18 protein-coding genes are annotated in these 17850 nt (G+C 73.8%); 11 read left to right on the top strand and 7 right to left on the bottom strand.

Going from position 1 to position 17850, the window contains the following annotated elements:
- Positions 1–20: 20 nt before the first annotated feature.
- Positions 21–749, bottom strand: coding sequence for a ZIP family metal transporter (locus IEZ05_RS03565; protein ID WP_189228472.1), 729 nt, complete (start codon positions 747–749; stop codon positions 21–23).
- Between the two features lie 95 nt (positions 750–844).
- Here IEZ05_RS03565 and cobM point away from each other — a divergent pair, with 95 nt between their 5' ends.
- The 6 genes from cobM to cobC are packed head-to-tail and all read left to right on the top strand — an operon-like array spanning position 845 to position 7138.
- Positions 845–1672 carry a precorrin-4 C(11)-methyltransferase gene (gene cobM / locus IEZ05_RS03560; RefSeq protein WP_189228471.1) on the top strand — a complete coding sequence of 276 codons (828 nt, stop codon included), beginning with the start codon at positions 845–847 and terminating at the stop codon, positions 1670–1672.
- On the top strand, positions 1669–2913 hold the full coding sequence (cbiE, locus tag IEZ05_RS03555; RefSeq protein ID WP_189228470.1) for a precorrin-6y C5,15-methyltransferase (decarboxylating) subunit CbiE: 1245 nt from the start codon (positions 1669–1671) through the stop codon (positions 2911–2913). The genes cobM and cbiE overlap by 4 nt, the downstream gene beginning before the upstream one ends.
- A complete protein-coding gene (gene cobJ / locus IEZ05_RS03550) occupies positions 2910–4592 on the top strand; it encodes a precorrin-3B C(17)-methyltransferase (RefSeq protein ID WP_189228469.1) in 1683 nt (560 codons plus the stop codon). Before cbiE ends, cobJ begins: the two co-directional genes overlap by 4 nt.
- On the top strand, positions 4589–5176 hold the full coding sequence (locus IEZ05_RS03545; protein WP_189228468.1) for a precorrin-8X methylmutase: 588 nt from the start codon (positions 4589–4591) through the stop codon (positions 5174–5176). The genes cobJ and IEZ05_RS03545 overlap by 4 nt, the downstream gene beginning before the upstream one ends.
- Positions 5173–6090 (top strand): sirohydrochlorin chelatase, encoded by a 918-nt coding sequence (locus IEZ05_RS03540; protein WP_189228467.1) that lies wholly within the window; start codon positions 5173–5175, stop codon positions 6088–6090. The genes IEZ05_RS03545 and IEZ05_RS03540 overlap by 4 nt, the downstream gene beginning before the upstream one ends.
- Positions 6062–7138: an Rv2231c family pyridoxal phosphate-dependent protein CobC gene (cobC, locus tag IEZ05_RS03535; RefSeq protein ID WP_229869559.1), complete on the top strand. Its 1077-nt coding sequence runs from the start codon at positions 6062–6064 to the stop codon at positions 7136–7138. Before IEZ05_RS03540 ends, cobC begins: the two co-directional genes overlap by 29 nt.
- Before the next feature lie 234 nt (positions 7139–7372).
- Here cobC and IEZ05_RS03530 read toward each other — a convergent pair whose 3' ends face one another.
- The 3 genes from IEZ05_RS03530 to IEZ05_RS03520 all read right to left on the bottom strand — a co-directional run bounded on the left by IEZ05_RS03530 (position 7373) and on the right by IEZ05_RS03520 (position 10130).
- The gene (locus IEZ05_RS03530) at positions 7373–8305 is read right to left on the bottom strand and encodes an SCO1860 family LAETG-anchored protein (protein ID WP_189228466.1); all 933 of its coding nucleotides are present in this window, start codon (positions 8303–8305) and stop codon (positions 7373–7375) included.
- A gap of 186 nt (positions 8306–8491) precedes the next feature.
- Positions 8492–9589, bottom strand: coding sequence for an amidohydrolase family protein (locus tag IEZ05_RS03525; RefSeq protein ID WP_189228465.1), 1098 nt, complete (start codon positions 9587–9589; stop codon positions 8492–8494).
- Between the two features lie 10 nt (positions 9590–9599).
- Positions 9600–10130, bottom strand: coding sequence for a hypothetical protein (locus IEZ05_RS03520; protein ID WP_189228464.1), 531 nt, complete (start codon positions 10128–10130; stop codon positions 9600–9602).
- Between the two features lie 168 nt (positions 10131–10298).
- Here IEZ05_RS03520 and IEZ05_RS03515 point away from each other — a divergent pair, with 168 nt between their 5' ends.
- The 5 genes from IEZ05_RS03515 to thpD all read left to right on the top strand — a co-directional run bounded on the left by IEZ05_RS03515 (position 10299) and on the right by thpD (position 15071).
- A complete protein-coding gene (locus IEZ05_RS03515; RefSeq protein ID WP_189228568.1) occupies positions 10299–11429 on the top strand; it encodes a pyridoxal-phosphate-dependent aminotransferase family protein in 1131 nt (376 codons plus the stop codon).
- 326 nt (positions 11430–11755) lie between these two features.
- Positions 11756–12274, top strand: coding sequence for a diaminobutyrate acetyltransferase (gene ectA, locus IEZ05_RS03510; protein WP_189228463.1), 519 nt, complete (start codon positions 11756–11758; stop codon positions 12272–12274).
- A 133-nt stretch (positions 12275–12407) separates the two neighbouring features.
- The gene (gene ectB, locus IEZ05_RS03505) at positions 12408–13679 is read left to right on the top strand and encodes a diaminobutyrate--2-oxoglutarate transaminase (protein ID WP_189228462.1); all 1272 of its coding nucleotides are present in this window, start codon (positions 12408–12410) and stop codon (positions 13677–13679) included.
- Between the two features lie 87 nt (positions 13680–13766).
- Positions 13767–14165 (top strand): ectoine synthase, encoded by a 399-nt coding sequence (locus tag IEZ05_RS03500; RefSeq protein WP_043374438.1) that lies wholly within the window; start codon positions 13767–13769, stop codon positions 14163–14165.
- Between the two features lie 6 nt (positions 14166–14171).
- Complete coding sequence (gene thpD, locus IEZ05_RS03495) at positions 14172–15071, top strand: ectoine hydroxylase (RefSeq protein ID WP_189228461.1); 900 nt, start codon at positions 14172–14174, stop codon at positions 15069–15071.
- 315 nt (positions 15072–15386) lie between these two features.
- On the opposite strand, the gene IEZ05_RS03490 is transcribed toward thpD, so the two are convergent.
- The 3 genes from IEZ05_RS03490 to IEZ05_RS03480 form a co-directional block, all read right to left on the bottom strand.
- Positions 15387–16472 (bottom strand): aminotransferase class V-fold PLP-dependent enzyme, encoded by a 1086-nt coding sequence (locus tag IEZ05_RS03490; protein ID WP_189228460.1) that lies wholly within the window; start codon positions 16470–16472, stop codon positions 15387–15389.
- 59 nt (positions 16473–16531) lie between these two features.
- A complete protein-coding gene (locus IEZ05_RS03485; protein ID WP_189228459.1) occupies positions 16532–17254 on the bottom strand; it encodes a DsbA family oxidoreductase in 723 nt (240 codons plus the stop codon).
- Positions 17255–17331: 77 nt separating this feature from the next.
- On the bottom strand, positions 17332–17835 hold the full coding sequence (locus IEZ05_RS03480; protein WP_189228458.1) for a GNAT family N-acetyltransferase: 504 nt from the start codon (positions 17833–17835) through the stop codon (positions 17332–17334).
- Positions 17836–17850 lie beyond the last annotated feature (15 nt).

The raw sequence follows: 17850 nt of genomic DNA, 5'->3' as shown, positions 1-17850 counted from the left end.
GCCACCCGGATCCCGGGACGTCACTCGGCGATGCCCACCACCAGCCAGATGAAGGCGGCGCCCGCGATCGTGCACAGCAGGGTCGACCGGGCGGGGTGCTCGTGGTGGGCCTCGGGCAGGATCTCGGCGGCGGCGAGATAGAGCAGTACGCCGCCGAAGAGGCCGAGATACCCGCCGAGCACGCCCTCCGGGATCGTGAAGAACAGCGTGGACGCCGCGCCGACGACGGGGGCCACGGCGTCGGCGACGAGCATGGCGACGGCCCGGCGGCGCGCGTTCCCGTACAGGCTGGTGAGCGTGTAGGTGTTGAAGCCGTCCGCGAAGTCGTGGGCGACCACGGCCAGCGCGACCGCCGCGCCCATGCCGCCGCCGACCTGGAACGCCGCGCCGATCGCCACGCCGTCCATCGCGCTGTGTCCGACCATCGCGGCGGCGGCCGTCAGTCCCACCTCGGGCGTGCGGTGGCCGTGCTCGTCGGCGCCGTGCGCGGCGCGGCGGGCGGCCAGCAGGCGCTCCACGAGGTGGGCGAGCAGGAATCCGGCGACGAACAGCAGCAGTGCCGCCGGGACGCCGAACACCTCCCGGCCCGCCGCCTCCAGCGCCTCCGGCAGCAGGTCGAGGCCGACCACGCCCAGCATCAGACCGCCGGCCAGGCCCAGGACCAGGTGGCGCCGGTCGGTCACGCGCTGTGCCGTCCAGCCACCGGCCAGCGTCATCAGGAACGCGCCGAGCGCGACGAAGACCGCCATGCGCCCTTGGTATCCGATCAGCCCGCGTTCACGCGCGTCCGACAGCAGCAACCGCAGTAAATATGCGCAGGAGAGGACCGATTTCCATGGACCCCATGGCTCCCACCACCGGTACCGGTGCCGGCAAGGTGACCTTCGTCGGTGCCGGCCCCGGCGCCGCCGATCTGCTGACGTTCCGCGCCGCCCGCGCCATCGCCGAGGCCGACGTCGTGATCTGGGCGGCGAGCCTGGTCCAGGCGGAGGTCCTGCAGCACGCGCGCGAGGACGCGGAGGTCCTGGACTCGGCGACCATGTCGCTGGAGGACGTCGTCGCCGTCTACCGGCGGGCCCGCGAGGAGGGGCTGCGGGTGGCCCGCATCCACTCCGGTGATCCGGCCCTGTGGGGCGGCACGCAGGAGCAGCTGGACCGGTGCGCGGAGATCGGCATCGCGACCGAGGTGGTGCCCGGCGTCTCCGCCTTCTCCGCCGTCGCCGCGCTCGCGCAGCGGGAGCTGACCATCCCGGAGGTCGCGCAGTCCGTCGTCCTCACCCGGCTCGGCGGGGGCAAGACGCCGATGCCGCCCGGCGAGGAGGTCCGCGAGTTCGCGAAGCACGGCACGACCATGGCGGTCTTCCTGTCGGCGGCGCGCAGCGGCCAGCTGGTGCGGGAGCTGCTGGAGGGCGGCTATCCGACCGATACGCCGGTCGTCGTCGCCTACCAGGCGACCTGGCCGGAGGAGCTGGTCGTGAAGTGCACGATCGGCACGCTGGAGGAGACCGTCAAGGAGCACAAGCTCTGGAAGCACACCCTGTTCCTGGTCGGCCCGGCGCTCGACGCGCACGGCACGCGCTCGCACCTGTACCACCCGGGGCACTTCCACGGGTACCGCAAGGCCGACCCCGAGGCCCGCAGGGAGCTGCGCGCGCGGGGTGCGAGCACATGATCACGGTGGTCGGGGCGGGGACCGGTTCCCCGCTGCCCGAGGACGTGGCCGACGGCGCGGAACTGGTCGTCGGCGGGCGGCGCCACCTGGACGCCGTACGGCTGCCGGAAGGTGCCGAGCGGGTCGTCCTCGGGGCGCTGGCGCCCGCCCTGGACACGGTCGCGGAGTACGTCGCGAAGGAGCGGCCGGTGCTGGTGCTGGCCTCCGGCGACCCGGGGTTCTTCGGGATCGTGCGGGCGCTGGCCGAGCGGTTCGGGCGGGAGCTGCTCGACGTGCGGCCCGGGGTGTCGTCCGTGGCCGCCGCGTTCGCGCGGGCCGGGCTGCCGTGGGACGACGCCGTGGTGGCCAGCGCGCACGGGCGGGACCTGCGGACGGCGGTGAACCTGTGCCGCGCCCACCCGAAGGTGGCCGTGCTGACCGGGCCGGGGGCGGGTCCGGCGGAGCTGGGGGCCGCGCTCGCGGGCGACGGGCGGGTGCTGGTCGTCGCCTCCGCGCTCGGTTCCGGCGAGGAGCGGGTGGAGCGGGTGACGCCCGCCGAGGCCGCCGCCCGGGACTGGGGCGCGGCGGTCAGCGTGGTGCTGTGCCTGGACGAGGCGCGGGCGCTGGGCCCGGTGCGCTCGGTGGCCGGGCCGCGGCCGGGTCCCGCCGGATGGGCGCTGGACGAGGCCGCGTTCGCCCACCGCGACTCGATGATCACCAAGTTCGAGGTGCGGGCGCTGGCGCTGGCCCGGCTCGGTCCGCGCCCCGGCGACCTGGTGTGGGACGTCGGCGCGGGCTCGGGGTCCGTGGCCGTGGAGTGCGCGCGGCTCGGCGCGGCCGTCACCGCGGTGGAGAAGACGCCGGACGGTGTCGAGCGCGTGCGCGCCAACGCCGCCGCGCACGGGGTCGACGTCCGGGTGGTGCACGGCGCGGCGCCCACGGCGCTGTCGGGTCTGGACGATCCCGACGCGGTGTTCGTCGGCGGCGGCGGGCGTGAGCTGCCGGCGATCGTCTCGGCCTGCGCGCGTCGCGCCCGGCGGTCCGTGGTCGTCGCGATGGCCGCGCTGGACCGGGTGCCGGCGGCCCGTCAGGCGCTGCTCGACGCCGGGCTGGAGTGCGACGGGGTGCTGCTCCAGTCGTCCCGGCTCGCGCCGCTGCCGGGGGACGTGACGCGGCTGGCGGCGACCAATCCCGTTTTCCTGCTGTGGGGCGTGAGGCCCGGCAGTCCTACCGAAGAAACCGAAGAAGGAGGGGCCCAGTGATCGGCCTCATTTCCGCCACCGCGGCGGGGGCTGCGGCGCGGGACCGGCTGGCCGCGGCGTGGCCGGACCGCACGCGCGTGTACGAGGGTCCCGTCGCGGACGCCGTCCGGACCGCGTTCGCCGAGTGCGAGCAGCTCGTGTGCTTCCTGGCCACGGGGGCCGTGGTCCGGCTCGTGGCCCCGCTGCTGGACGACAAGCGGTCCGACCCGGGCGTGGTGTGCGTCGACGAGGGCGGACGGTTCGCCGTGTCGCTGGTCGGCGGGCACGGCGGCGGCGCCAACGAACTCGCCCGCGCGGTGGGCGGGGTGCTGGGCGCCGAGCCGGTGGTGACGACGGCGACGGACGCCGTGGGCCTGCCGGGCCTGGACACGCTGGGCCTGCCCGTCGAGGGCGATGTCGCCGGGGTCTCGCGAGCCCTGCTGGACGGTGAGCCGGTGGCGCTGCGGGCCGAGGTCGTCTGGCCGCTGCCGCCGTTGCCGCTCGCCGCGGAGGGGGCGTTCGCGGTCCGGCTAACGGACCGTCTGGTGGAGCCGGCCGAGCGTGAGGTCGTGCTGCGCCCGCCGTCCCTGGTCGTCGGTGTCGGCGCCTCGAAGGGGGCGCCGGTGGACGAGGTGCTCGCTCTGGTGGAGGCGGCGCTGCGGGACGCCGGGCTGTCGGCGGCGTCGGTCGCCGAGCTGGCCACCGTGGACGCCAAGGCCGGGGAGCCGGGCATCGTCGGGGCGGCCGAGCGGCTGGGCGTGCCGCTGGTGACGTACCCCGCCGGGGAACTCGCGGACGTCGAGGTGCCCAACCCCTCGGACGCGCCGCTCGCCGCCGTCGGCACCCCGTCGGTCGCGGAGGCCGCGGCACTGGTGGGCGGGGGCGAACTCCTCGTGCCCAAGCGGAAGTCGGCGGCGGTGCCCGCCATGGCGACCTGTGCCGTCGTACGGCGGCCGGGGCGCGGGCGGCTCGCGGTGGTCGGGCTCGGGCCGGGTGCCCGGGACCTGCTGACGCCGCGGGCGCTGGCGGAGCTGCGGCGGGCGTCCGTGCTGGTCGGTCTCGACCAGTACGTCGACCAGATCCGCGATCTGCTGCGCCCCGGCACCCGGATCCTGGAGTCGGGGCTCGGGGCGGAGGAGGAGCGGGCGCGGACGGCCGTGGCCGAGGCCCGGCGCGGGCGGACGGTGGCGCTGATCGGCAGCGGGGACGCCGGTGTGTACGCCATGGCGTCGCCGGCGCTGGCCGAGGCGTCCGACGACATCGACGTGGTCGGGGTGCCGGGCGTGACGGCGGCGCTGGCCGCCGGGGCGATCCTGGGCGCGCCGCTGGGCCACGACCACGTGTCGATCAGCCTGTCCGACCTGCACACGCCGTGGGAGGTCATCGAGCGGCGGGTGCGGGCGGCGGCCGAGGCGGACCTCGTCGTGACGTTCTACAACCCGCGCAGCCGGGGCCGGGACTGGCAGCTGCCGAAGGCGCTGGCGATCCTCGCCGGGCACCGGGAGCCGACGACGCCGGTCGGTGTCGTCCGCAACGCGTCGCGCGCCGACGAGTCGAGCCAGCTCACCACGCTCGCGGCGCTGGACCCGGCGACGGTCGACATGATGACGGTCGTGACGGTGGGCAACACGGCGACCCGGGAGATCGCGGGGCGCATGGTCACCCCGCGCGGCTACCGCTGGCAGGAGGCGTCCCGGTGAACCGTGTGGTCCACCCCATCGAGGAGGAGTCCTACCGGCGTCTGCGCGCCCGCCTGGACACCTCGCACTTCGCGCCGCTGACCCGGGCGGTGGTGGAGCGGGTCATCCACTCGGCCGCCGACCTGGAGTACGCGTCCGACCTCGTCATGGACGAGGGCGAGCTGGCGAAGGCGCACGCGGCGCTGCACGCCGGGGCGCCCGTCGTCGTGGACGTCGAGATGGTCGGCGCGGGCATCACCCGGCGGGAGACCGTCTGCCGGCTGAGGGACGCCGTCGCCGGGCCGGGACTGACCCGCTCCGCGCACGGCATCCGGCTGGCGTACGAGCAGGTCGGGCCCGGCGCCCTCTGGGTGATCGGCAACGCGCCCACCGCGCTGGAGGAGCTGCTGACCCTGGACGCCTCCCCCGCGCTCGTCATCGGGCTGCCCGTCGGCTTCGTCGGCGCGGTCGAGTCCAAGGCGGCGCTGCGCGAGAGCGGGCTGCCCGCCGTGAGCAACGTGTCCGAGAAGGGCGGGTCGGCGGTCGCGTCCGCCGCGCTCAACGCCCTGCTGTACCACCCCACGTCCCCCGAGGAGACCCTGTGACCACCCCGCCCGCCCTGCTCATCGCCGGCCACGGCACCCGGGACGAGGCCGGAGCCGAGGCGTTCCGTGACTTCGTGCGCGAGCTGGGCCGCCGCCATCCCGAACTGCCCGTCGCGGGCGGCTTCATCGAGCTGTCCCCGCCGCCGCTGGGCGAGGCGGTCGCCGAGCTGGTGGAGCGCGGCGTACGCCGGTTCGCCGCGGTGCCGCTGATGCTGGTGTCCGCCGGGCACGCCAAGGGCGACATCCCGGCGGCGCTGTCCCGCGAGAAGGAGCGCCACCCCGGCATCTCGTACACGTACGGGCGTCCCCTGGGCCCGCACCCGTCGCTGCTGCGGGTGCTGGAGCGGCGGCTGACGGAGGCCGTCGATCCCTCCTGGGACCCCTCCGAGGTGACGGTGCTGCTGGTGGGGCGCGGTTCGACGGACCCGGACGCCAACGCCGAGGTGTTCAAGGCGGCGCGGCTGCTGTGGGAGGGCCGCGGGTACGCGGGCGTGGAGACGGCGTTCGTGTCGCTGGCGCAGCCGGACGTGCCGGGCGGTCTGGACCGGTGCGCTCGGCTGGGCGCCGGGCGGATCGTGGTCCTGCCGTACTTCCTGTTCACCGGCATCCTCCCGGACCGGGTCCGGCACCAGACGGAGCAGTGGGCCGCCGCGCACCCGGAGACCGAGGTGCGGTCGGCGGACGTCATCGGGCCCGAGCCGGAGCTGCTCGACCTGGTGTGGGAGCGGTACGAGGAGGCGGTGAAGGGCGATCTGCGGATGAACTGCGACAGTTGCGTGTACCGGATCGCGCTGCCCGGCTTCGAGGACAAGGTGGGGCTGCCGCAGCAGCCGCACTTCCACCCCGACGACGACGGTCACCACCACCACGGGCACCATCACGGGCATGGCCACGCACACTCCCATGCACAGTGACCTCGGCGGCCTCGACCTGCGGCACCACGGGGACGCCGAGGTCCGGGACGACGGTTCGGCGCTGGTGGACCTGGCGGTGAACGTCCGCGCGGACACGCCCCCGGCGTGGCTGCGCGAGCACGTGGCCGGCTCGCTCGGCTCCCTCGCGGCCTACCCGGACGGGCGGGCCGCGCGGGCGGCGGTGGCGGCGCGGCACGGGCTGCCGGTGGAGCGGGTGCTGCTGACGGCGGGCGCGGCGGAGGCGTTCGTGCTGCTGGCGCGGGCGCTGAAGGTACGCCGGCCGGTGGTCGTCCACCCCCAGTTCACGGAGCCGGAGGCGGCGCTGCGGGACGCGGGGCACACGGTCGGCCGGGTGCTGCTGCGGGAGGAGGACGGCTTCCGGCTGGACCCGGCGGCCGTCCCGGCGGACGCCGACCTGGTGGTGATCGGCAACCCGACCAACCCGACGTCGGTGCTGCACCCGGCGGACGCGCTGGCGGAACTCGCCCGCCCCGGACGGACGTTGGTCGTGGACGAGGCGTTCATGGACGCGGTGCCGGGTGAGCGGGAGGCACTGGCCGGGCGGACGGACGTGCCCGGGCTGGTCGTCCTGCGCAGCCTCACCAAGACGTGGGGGCTGGCGGGCCTGCGCATCGGGTACGTGCTGGCGGCCCCGGAGACGGTCGCCGGCCTGGAGCGCGCCCAGCCCCTGTGGCCCGTGTCCACACCCGCGCTGGTGGCGGCCGAGGCGTGCGTGGCGCCGCGTGCGCTGGCGGAGGCGGCCCACGCCGCCCACCGCATCGCCGCGGACCGGGACCGTCTCGTCGCCGGGCTACGGCGGTTCGCCCCCGCGGGACTCCGGGTCGCCGAGCCCCCCGAGGGCCCCTTCGTCCTGGTCCGCCTGCCGGACGCCGCGGCCGTGCGGCACCGGCTGCGCGCCCTCGGGTACGCGGTCCGGCGCGGGGACACGTTCCCGGGCCTGGGCGCGGACTGGCTGCGCCTCGCGGTCCGGGACCGGACGACGACGGACGGCTTCCTGACGGCGCTGGACCGCGCCCTGGCTCCCTGACGCCCCCGGCCGCGCAGCCGGCACCGCCTGCGGGCAGTCGTGCCTCCCCCAGTGCCTGAGCGGCCTGAGAGGTGTCCCCAGGGGCGGCACGGGTGGGCGCTGGGGTCCCCCCTCTGGGGGAGGCACCCCGCCAACGCGGGCAACCGCCCCCCCTCCCCCGGCCCACCCGCGCAGGCGGCACCCCGTCAGCGCGGGCAAGCCCCCCGGCCTCGCCCGCCCCCGCCCGCCCCGCCGTCAGCCGCGCCTGCGCCGGGCCACGGCCAGCGCTCCGCCGCCCGCCAGGACCAGCGCGGCGGCGCCGGCCGCGATGTACGGGGTGGTCGAACTGCCGCCGGTCTCGGCCAGGTCGGCCTCGGCGGGAGCGCCCTGGGGCTTCACGTCCGCGGCCGGTTCGGCGGACGGCTCCTCCGCCTTCGCCGGGGGCTGTGCGGCCTCGGCCGGCGGGGCCGCCGGGGACTCGCAGGAGGCGCTCGCCAGGGTCAGGGTGCCGTCGACCTCGGCCACGCCCAGGTCGAGCGGGTCGACGTGCACGGTGAGTTCGAGCGCGGTGGCGGCGGCCGTGCGCGAGGTGGTCTCCGTCTTCGACAGGTCGAGCCGCACCTCGCCGACGCCGGGCACCTTCACGTCCGTCGTCCCGCCGGTGGTCAGCGTGACCTTCTTGCCGAGGACCGTGACCGCGCCCAGCAGGTTCGAGGCGGCGACGGGCTTCTTCCCCGCCTCGCAGGTCGCCGTGGAGGTGACCTGCCCGACCTCGATGACCGACAGCAGCGGCAGTCCGGGGACGTGGACCCGGGCCCGGGCCAGTTCCGTGCGGCCCTCCGCCTTGTCCGCGGTCGTCGTCGCCCCGGCGTCGGCCACGTCGGCCCGCAGGACGCTGAAGGGTTTGCCGCCGTCGACGCCGTCCAGCCGGGCGGTCAGCGCGGTCTTCCGGGCGCTCTCGGGCGCCTGCACCTCGTTGAGGGTGACCGTGAGCGGGACGTTCACGGTCCTCTCGAGCAGGGACACGTCGAGGTCGGTGCGCAGGACGGTGGCGCTCGCGCGGCCGTGGTCGCCGGTCGCGTGGGCGGTGCCCGCGCCGGCCAGGACCACGGGTCCGGCGGCCAGGGCCATGGCCGCCGTGACGGTGACGAGGCGGCGCGCGGGCATGCGGAAGGTGTTGCCGTTCAAGGTGGTGGGACCCCCAGAAAGACATGCGTGCGGAACACGCATGAGCGACATGCTTGGGACCCGGAAAGGATGTCCCCGCCCGGTCCCAACCGTCAGTGATCCAGGGTCACTTCACCCCTTCGTGGGGTTTCCGCGAGCCTTTTCGAATCCTCCGGCACGCGTGTTCCCCGACGTCACCCGTGTCGGCTATCCGACGACCCGCCCGTTCAGCACCACCCGGCGCGGAGCCCCGAGCACGCGCACGTCCGCGCGCGGGTCCTGCTCGTACACCACCAGGTCCGCCGGCGCGCCCTCGTCGAGGCCGGGCCTGCCGAGCCAGCGCCGGGCCGCCCAGGTCGCCGCGGCGAGGGCCTCGACGGGCGGGATGCCGGCGGTGACCAGTTCGGCGACCTCCGCCCCCGCCAGGCCGTGGGCCAGGGCGCCGCCCGCGTCCGTGCCGACGAAGACCGGGATCCCGGCGTCGTAGGCGTTGCGGACGGTGTCGTAGCGGCGGGCGTGCAGCCGGCGCATGTGGTCCGACCAGCGCGGGAACCGGCTCTCGCCACCCTTGGCGAGGGCGGGGAAGGTGGCGATGTTGACCAGGGTGGGCACGATGGCGACGCCCCGCTCGGCGAAGAGGGGGATCGTGTCGTCCGTCAGGCCGGTCGCGTGCTCGACGCAGTCGATGCCGGCCTCGACCAGGTCGCGCAGCGAGTCCTCGGCGAAGCAGTGGGCCGTGACGCGGGCGCCCAGCCGGTGCGCCTCGGCGATGGCGGCCTCCACGGCACCGCGCGGCCAGCAGGCGGACAGGTCGCCGAGGTCGCGGTCGATCCAGTCGCCGACCAGCTTCACCCAGCCGTCGCCGCGCCGGGCCTCCTGGGCGACGTAGGCGACGAGGTCCTCGGGCTCGACCTCCCAGGCGTAGTTGCGGATGTAGCGGCGGGTGCGGGCGATGTGCCGGCCCGCGCGGATGATCTTCGGGAGGTCCTCGCGGTCGTCGATCCAGCGGGTGTCGGAGGGCGAGCCCGCGTCGCGGATGAGGAGGGTGCCCGCGTCCCGGTCGGTCAGCGCCTGCTTCTCGGCGACGTCCTCGGGTACGGCGCCGTGCTGGTCGAGGCCGACGTGGCAGTGCGCGTCGACCAGGCCGGGCAGCGCCCAGCCCTCGACGGTGCGGACGTCGCCGGCCCCGGCGGGACGGTCGTACGAGATCCGGCCGTCGATGACCCACAGCTCGTCGCGGACGTCCTCGTCCCGCGGGCCGACGAGCACCCGACCCTTCACGTGCAGCACCGTGCGATCGCTCATGCCCCGCACCTTAGACGGGGCCGCCGGGGCCGTTCGAGTGCCCGGTCACCGGCCGCCGTTCCGCGCGGGCGCGCAGTTCGGTCGCGCCTCCGGCCGCGACAGCGCTCGCGACGGCGGTCAGGGCGAGGACGGCGAGGCCGGGGTTGACGTAGCCGGGGATGTCGGCGGAGGCGTAACCGTCGCCGTCGCCGGTCTCGCAGCGGAAGCGCAGGGGCAGGTAGGAGACCGAGTAGTCGACGACCCGCGCGGACGCCTCCGGGGACGCGCCGGTACGGCAGGGACGCATCGGCGAGGAGCCCGTGCCGCTGTCCTCCGCCTGCATGACCGCGGATCCCACGCACAGCGCGCCCCAGCCGTAGAGCAGGGCGGCGGCCCCGCCGGCGACTGCGGCGACGACGCGGAGGGCGGCGCCCGGTCCGCGCGGCGCGGGGACGCCCGCAGGGCCCGCCACCGGGTGCGGGCGGCGAGGGCAGGTGCCGGCGCCCCGGCCGAGGACGACGGCCGTCGACACCGCGACGAGGACGAGCAGCAGGACGATCACGGGGTCGAGTCCATCACCCGGAGATCACCGTGGCTGTGGCGGAAGCCACGATTCCGGGCGTGGGGGTGTCGCAACGGACGGCCTCCCCCGCGAGTGGGGGCGCGGGCCACGGTTACTCTCGACTCCGTACGCGTCGTACACCTGACCGTGAGTGAAGAGAGCACCGCCGTGACCCACCCCTTCCTGGACCTCGCCCCGCTGAGCGCCGCCCGTTTCGCCGCGATCGAGGACCGGGTGGCGCGCCTGCTCGGCACGCGGCAGGACGTCCTGATCACGCAGGGCGAGGCACTGCTGCCGCTGGAGGGCGCGATCCGCGGGTGCGCCGGGCCGGACACCGTCGCGCTGAACGTCGTCACCGGGCCGTACGGGCAGACGTTCGGCGACTGGCTGCGGGACTGCGGCGCGACGGTGCACGACCTCGCGGTGCCGTTCCACACCGCCGTGACGGCCGACCTGGTCCGCCAGGCCTTCGCCGAGCACCCGGAGATCGACTTCGTGTCCCTGGTGCACGCGGAGGCGGCGACCGGCAACACCAACCCGGTCGCGGAGATCGGCGAGGTGGTACGGGAGCACGGCGCGCTCTTCTACCTGGACGCCGTGGCCTCCGTGGGCGCCGAGCCGGTGCTGCCGGACGCGTGGGGCGTGGACCTCTGCGTCATCGGCGCACAGAAGGCGATGGGCGGCCCGGCCGGGGTGTCGGCGGTGTCGGTGAGCGAGCGGGCGTGGGCGCGGATGGCGGCGAACCCCGGGGCGCCGCGCCGGTCGTACCTGTCGCTGCTGGACTGGAAGGAGCGCTGGATCGACGGCGGGCGCAAGGCGCTGCTGCACGCGCCGGCGCAGCTGGAGATGCTGGCGCTGGAGGCCTGCGTCGAGCGCATCGAGGCGGAGGGCCTGGAGACCGTGATGGCGCGGCACGCGTCGGCGGCGGCGGCCACCCGGGCCGGGGCGCTCGCGCTGGGCGGCGGCCTGGAGCCGTACGTGTACGAGGCCCGCGAGGCGGCTCCGGTGGCGACGACCCTGCGGGTCCCCGCGGAGCTGGACGCCTCGGAGCTGGTGGCCCGGGCGCTGGCGTCCGACCCGGCGCTGCCGCTGGCCGCGGGCGGCGGCGCGCTGGCCAAGGAGATGGTCCGCGTCAACCACTACGGTCCGGACGCGACGCGCGGGGCCGTGCAGGGCTGTCTGGCGGCACTGGGTGCCGCGCTGGCCGAGAAGGGCGCCACGACCGATCCGGAAGCGGCCCGCCGGGCCGCCGGGGACGCCTGGGACGGGCGGTCGGCCACCGGCTTTACGGGAGCGTGAATTCGAGGCAATTACGGAAGTTCACAGAAAGTGAATTGAGTAATTACCTCGATAGGCTCCCGGTATTCTCCTGCCCGGTTTTCCTGGGCCTAAACCCACTGATTTCTTGAAGCCCGGGCATCGGTCTCCGAGCCCCCCGCAGCGGGTTGCATGATTGTGACCCGTTGCACATGCTGCCCGTTTTGCACGTTATACACCGGTCATTTACCACCAAATCGCCGCTCTCTCGCGCGGAAGCACGCGCCCGCGCGATAACACATGACGCGCTCATACGTAACCCCATCCGGCGATGCATTTTTTAATTCCACTGGGTAAATTCAATTTGCATGACCGCCGTGCAAGCAGACCTGCGAATCGATCGCCCGGAAGTGGCCGACGGAGCCGCCCTGTGGCGGATAGCGAGGGATTCGAAGGTTCTCGACCTGAACTCGTCCTACAGCTATCTGCTCTGGTGCCGTGACTTCGCCGCCACCTCGGCCGTTGCCCGCGACGGGCACGGCGTGCCGATCGGCTTTGTCACCGGCTACCTGCGGCCCGACCGGCCGGACACGCTGCTCGTGTGGCAGGTGGCGGTGGACGAGGCTTACCGTGGACGAAAGCTCGCGGCTTCACTGCTCGACGAGCTGGCCGCCCGGACTGTCGCGGAGTACGGGACGGCGACCCTGGAGACCACCATCTCACCCGACAACACCGCGTCCCAGCGGTTGTTCACCTCGTTCGCCGAGCGGCACGGTGCCCGGCTCGAGCGCGAGGTGCTCTTCGAGACGGACGTCTTCCCCGACGGACCGCACGAGCCCGAAGTGCTGTACCGCATCGGCCCTCTCCCCGCCGCGGCCCGCGACTGACCGACCGGCCCCCCGGGCGTCGGTCCACCGGTCCCGGCCGCCCGGCCCCCACACTTCCCGGCAGAGACCGCCCCGGTCCCCGGATCCGTACGACCTTCCTCTCCCACCCTCACCCCACGAGGAGCGATTCGTCGTGACCATCACCCAGCCCGACCTCAGCGTTTTCGAGACCGTCGAGTCCGAGGTGCGCAGCTACTGCCGCGGCTGGCCCACCGTCTTCGACCGTGCGCACGGCAGCCGCATGTACGACGAGGACGGCCACGAGTACCTCGACTTCTTCGCCGGAGCCGGCTCGCTCAACTACGGGCACAACAACCCCGTCCTGAAACGGGCGTTGATCGACTACCTGGAGCGGGACGGCGTCACGCACGGGCTGGACATGTCGACCACCGCCAAGCGCCGCTTCCTGGAGACGTTCCAGAACATCGTCCTGCGGCCGCGCGATCTGCCGTACAAGGTCATGTTCCCGGGCCCGACGGGCACCAACGCCGTGGAGGCCGCGCTGAAGCTGGCGCGGAAGGTGAAGGGGCGCGAGTCGATCGTGTCGTTCACCAACGCCTTCCACGGCATGTCGCTGGGCTCGCTCGCCGTGACCGGCAACGCCTTCAAGCGGGCCGGCGCCGGCATCCCGCTGGTGCACGGCACGCCCATGCCGTTCGACAACTACTTCGACGGCACCGTCGAGGACTTCCTCTGGTTCGAGCGGCTGCTCGAGGACCAGGGTTCCGGCCTCAACAAGCCGGCCGCCGTGATCGTCGAGACCGTGCAGGGCGAGGGCGGCATCAACGTCGCCCGCGCCGAGTGGCTGCGCGCCCTGTCCGAACTGTGCGCACGCCAGGACATGCTGCTCATCGTCGACGACATCCAGATGGGCTGCGGCCGTACCGGCGCCTTCTTCTCCTTCGAGGAGGCGGGCATCACGCCGGACATCGTCACCGTCTCCAAGTCGATCAGCGGCTACGGCCTGCCCATGTCGCTGTGCCTGTTCAAGCCGGAGCTGGACGTCTGGGAGCCGGGCGAGCACAACGGCACCTTCCGCGGCAACAACCCGGCCTTCGTCACGGCGACCGCCACGCTGGAGACGTACTGGACCGACGGGTCGGCGATGGAGAAGCAGACCCGCGCCCGCGGTGAGCAGGTCGAGCAGCACATGATCGCCATCACCGAGGAGAACCTCGCCGACATCAAGGAGTACCGGGGCCGCGGCCTGGTCTGGGGCCTGGAGTTCCACGACAAGGACCGTGCGGGCCGCGTCGCCAAGCGCGCCTTCGAGCTCGGACTGCTCATCGAGACGTCCGGCCCCGAGAGCGAGGTCGTCAAACTCCTGCCGGCGCTCACCGTCACGCCCGACGAACTGGACGAGGGCATGAAGACCCTCGCCCGCGCCGTGCGCGAGACCGCCTGACACCCACCCCTTCCGGCGCCCTCGGCCCACGCGACCGTGGGCGCCGGGGACCCTGCACACCCTTCACCTAGGAGGCATCGCCACACCGTGATCGTCCGTTCGTTCAAGGAGATCGAAGGCACCGACCGGCACGTGAAGTCCGCGTCCGGCACCTGGGAGAGCAAGCGCATCGTCCTCGCCAAGGAGAAGGTCGGCTTCTCCGTGCACGAGACGATCCTGTACGCCGGTACGGAGACGTCCATGTGGTACGCCAACCACATCGAGGCCGTCGTCTGCACCAAGGGCGACGCCGAGCTCACCGACCGCGAGACGGGGAAGACGTACCACATCACCCCCGGCACGATGTACCTCCTGAACGGCCATGAGCGGCACACGCTCAAGGTCAAGGAGGACTTCCACTGCATCTGTGTCTTCAACCCGCCCGTGACCGGACGGGAGGACCACGACGAGAACGGCGTTTACCCGCTGCTCACCGAGGAGGTGTGAGTCATCGTGACCATCACGACCACGAACATCACCGATCTCTATCCCACCCGCGGTGCCACCGAGGTGGCCACTCCCCGGCAGGACCCGGTGGTCTGGGGCAGCCCCGACACCCCCGGCCCCGTGTCGGCCGGTGACCTCCAGGCGCTGGACCGCGACGGCTTCCTCGCCATCGACCAGCTCATCGGCCCGGACGAGGTCGCCGTCTACCAGCGGGAGCTGGAGCGGCTGACGAGCGACCCGGCCATCCGGGCGGACGAGCGCTCGATCGTGGAGCCGCAGTCCAAGGAGATCCGGTCCGTCTTCGAAGTGCACAAGATCAGCGAGGTCTTCGCGAATCTGGTGCGCGACGAGCGCGTGGTCGGCCGGGCCCGGCAGATCCTCGGCTCGGACGTCTACGTCCACCAGTCGCGGATCAACGTCAAGCCGGGCTTCGGGGCCAGTGGCTTCTACTGGCACTCGGACTTCGAGACCTGGCACGCCGAGGACGGTCTGCCGAACATGCGGACGATCTCGGTCTCGATCGCGCTCACCGAGAACTACGACACCAACGGCGGTCTCATGATCATGCCGGGGTCGCACAAGACGTTCCTCGGGTGCGCGGGGGCCACGCCGAAGGACAACTACAAGAAGTCCCTGCAGATGCAGGACGCGGGGACCCCGTCCGACGAGGCGCTGACGAAGATGGCCTCGGAGTACGGCATCAAGCTGTTCACCGGCAAGGCCGGCTCGGCGACCTGGTTCGACTGCAACTGCATGCACGGCTCGGGCGACAACATCACGCCGTTCCCGCGCAGCAACGTGTTCATCGTGTTCAACAGCGTGGAGAACACGGCGGTCGAGCCGTTCGCGGCACCGATCCGGCGACCGGAGTTCATCGGCGCTCGGGACTTCACGCCGGTGCGGTGAACCGGTCCGGCCGGGGGTCCGGGGGTCGTCCCCCGGGCAACACAGCATCGGCGCTCGGGACTTCACGCCGGTGCGGTGAACCGGTCCGGCCGGGGGTCCGGGGGTCGTCCCCCGGACAACACAGCATCGGCGCTCGGGACTTCACGCCGGTGCGGTGAACCGGTCCGGCCGGGGGTCCGGGGGTCGTCCCCCGGGCAACACAGCATCGGCGCTCGGGACTTCACGCCGGTGAAGTGAGCCGCGTCTGAGACTCGGGCAGGGGCCTCTTCGTGTGGGACGGGAGGCCCCTGCCCGATGCCGTTCCGCCCGGCCGGCTCAGCCCGCCAGCACGTCCAGCAGCCGGTCGACGTCCGCCGCCGTGTTGTAGACGTGGAACGCGGCCCGCAGGTTGCCCGCCCGGTCCGAGACCTGCACGCCCGCCCGGCTCAACTCGCCCTTCCGGTGGCCGAGTCCGGGCACGGACACGATCGCCGACCCGGGCGCGGGGACCACCTCGTGGCCCAGGGAGCCCAGGCCCTGGCGGAACCGGTCGGCGAGGGCCGTGTCGTGGGCGTGGACGGCGTCCACCCCGAGTTCCTCGATCAGCGCGAGGGAGTGGCGGGCGCCCGTGTAGGAGAAGAGGGCGGGGCTCTCGTCGAAGCGCCGCGCGGAGTGGGCGAGTTCCTCGACGGGGCCGTAGCAGCTGTCCCAGGGATGCTCCCCCGACGCCCACCCGGCGAACAGCGGCGTCAGTCCGCCGAAGTCCTCCGGGACGACGAGGAACGCGACGCCGCGCGGGCAGAGCACCCACTTGTAGCCGACGGCGGCCACGAAGTCGAAGTCGTCCGCGGCCAGCGGCAGCCATCCTTTCGACTGCGAGGCGTCGACCAGCGTCCGCGCACCGTGCGCCCGAGCGGCGTCCCGCAGGGCCGCGAGGTCGGCGATCCGCCCGTCGGCGGACTGCACGGAGCTGACCGCGACCAGCGCGGTGTCCGGGCCCACCGACTCGGCGATCCGCTCCAGCGGCACACTGCGCACCTTGAGGTCGCCCCGCATGTGGAGGGGGTTCACCAGGGAGCTGAAGTCGGCCTCCGCGGTGAGGACTTCGGCGCCCGCGGGCAGTGAGGCCGCGACGAGCCCGCTGAAGGTGGCGACGGACGCCCCGGTCGCCACCCGGGAGGCGGGGACCTCGAGGAGGCGGGCGAAGGCGGACCGGCTCGCCTCGACGTCGGCGAACATGTCGAGGGGCTGCCCGGCCGCCGCCGACTGGGCCGCCTCGCGCATCGCGGCGAGGGTCCGGGCGGGCACCAGGCCGGTGCTGGCGGTGTTCAGGTACGTGGTCTTCGGATCGAACTCGGCACGGACGAGGGTCTCGAAGCTCTCCATGGCACCACTGTGCGGCCCCGGGACCTCCCCGTCCATTGCGTATTTCTGCGCGATATCCCCAAGGACTGCTTATGCGAGCCCGTGACCTGGGCGTTTCAGCTCTGGGGCACCGCGCAGCCGTCCGGGCCGCACGCCTCCGCGGCCCCGTCCCCGGCGGCGTCGACGAGCTTCAGCGGCGTCCGCTCGCCCCACGCCTGGGTCAGTGCCCGGGCGAAGACCTCGGCGGGCTGGGCGCCGGAGACGCCGTAGGCCCGGTCGAGCACGAAGAACGGCACCCCGGTCGCCCCGAGCTGCGCGGCCTCGCGTTCGTCGGCGCGCACCTCGTCGGCGTAGGCGGTGGGGTCGGCGAGCACCGCCCGGACGGTGTCCGCCTCCAGGCCGGCGCCGACGGCCAGTTCCACGAGCCGTTCGTCGTCGTTGAAGACGGAACGCTCCTCGGCGAAGTTGCCGCGGTAGAGCGCGTCCAGCAGCGCCTCCTGCCGGCCCTTCTCCTTGGCCAGGTGCAGCAGCCGGTGCATGTCGAAGGTGCTGCCGTGGTCACGGCCCCGGGTGCGGTAGTCCAGGCCCTCGGCGGCGGCCTGCGCGCCGAGGTTGTCCTCACCGGCCCGTGCCTGTGCCTCGCTCATGCCGTACTTCGCGGTGAGCATCGTCAGCACGGGCTGGACGTCGTCCTTGGCCCGCCCGGGGTCCAGCTCGAAGGACCGGTGCACCACCTCGACGCCGTCCCGGTGCTCGAAGGCCGCCAGCGCCTTCTCGAAGCGGGCCTTGCCCACGTAGCACCAGGGGCAGGCGATGTCGCTCCAGATCTCGACGCGCATGTGTCGGCTCTTCTCCAGGTCGTACGGGTGCGGAGGCCTCCCCTCCGCCGCGTACGTGAACGTTCAAGCGTCGCGTCTCATTCCCCGGGCACGTCGAAGCGCAGGTACAGGTGGTGGTCGCCCTCGGCGGGCGGGTTGTCCGGGTCGGGGATCCAGCCCTGCCGGGCGTAGAAGGCCTGGGCGCGCCGGTTGCCGGCGTGGACGTCGAGGACGGCCGTCCGCCTGCCGTCGGCCTGCCACTGCTCGACGCAGGCCGCGTGCAGGGCGGTGCCGATGCCGGAGCGCCAGTGGTCGGGGTCGACATGGAACTGGTACAGCTTGACCGTGCCGGCCGGGGCGTCCTCCGGGACGCGGAACGAGGCGATGGCGACGATGCTCCCCCGCTCCACGGCGCACAGCACGTGTCCGTCGGTCCGCTCGACGGCGGTGCGCCAGGCGGCGGCCCAGTCGTAGCCGTCGTCGGGGAGCCCGTCCGGGTAGTACGTCGCCCGGGCCCGGACGTGCAGGGCGGCCACGGTCTCCGTCTCGGCGGGAAGGACGGTGCGGATCACCCGGGTTCCGGGCACACGTGCGTCGATCACGCTGTGCAGGACGCG

The sequence above is a fragment of the Streptomyces flaveolus genome (assembly GCF_014648815.1).
Classification (GTDB): Bacteria; Actinomycetota; Actinomycetes; order Streptomycetales; family Streptomycetaceae; genus Streptomyces; species Streptomyces flaveolus.
The sequence above is the reverse complement of the archived record's forward strand: the minus strand, read 5'-3'. Positions and strand labels throughout refer to the sequence as shown.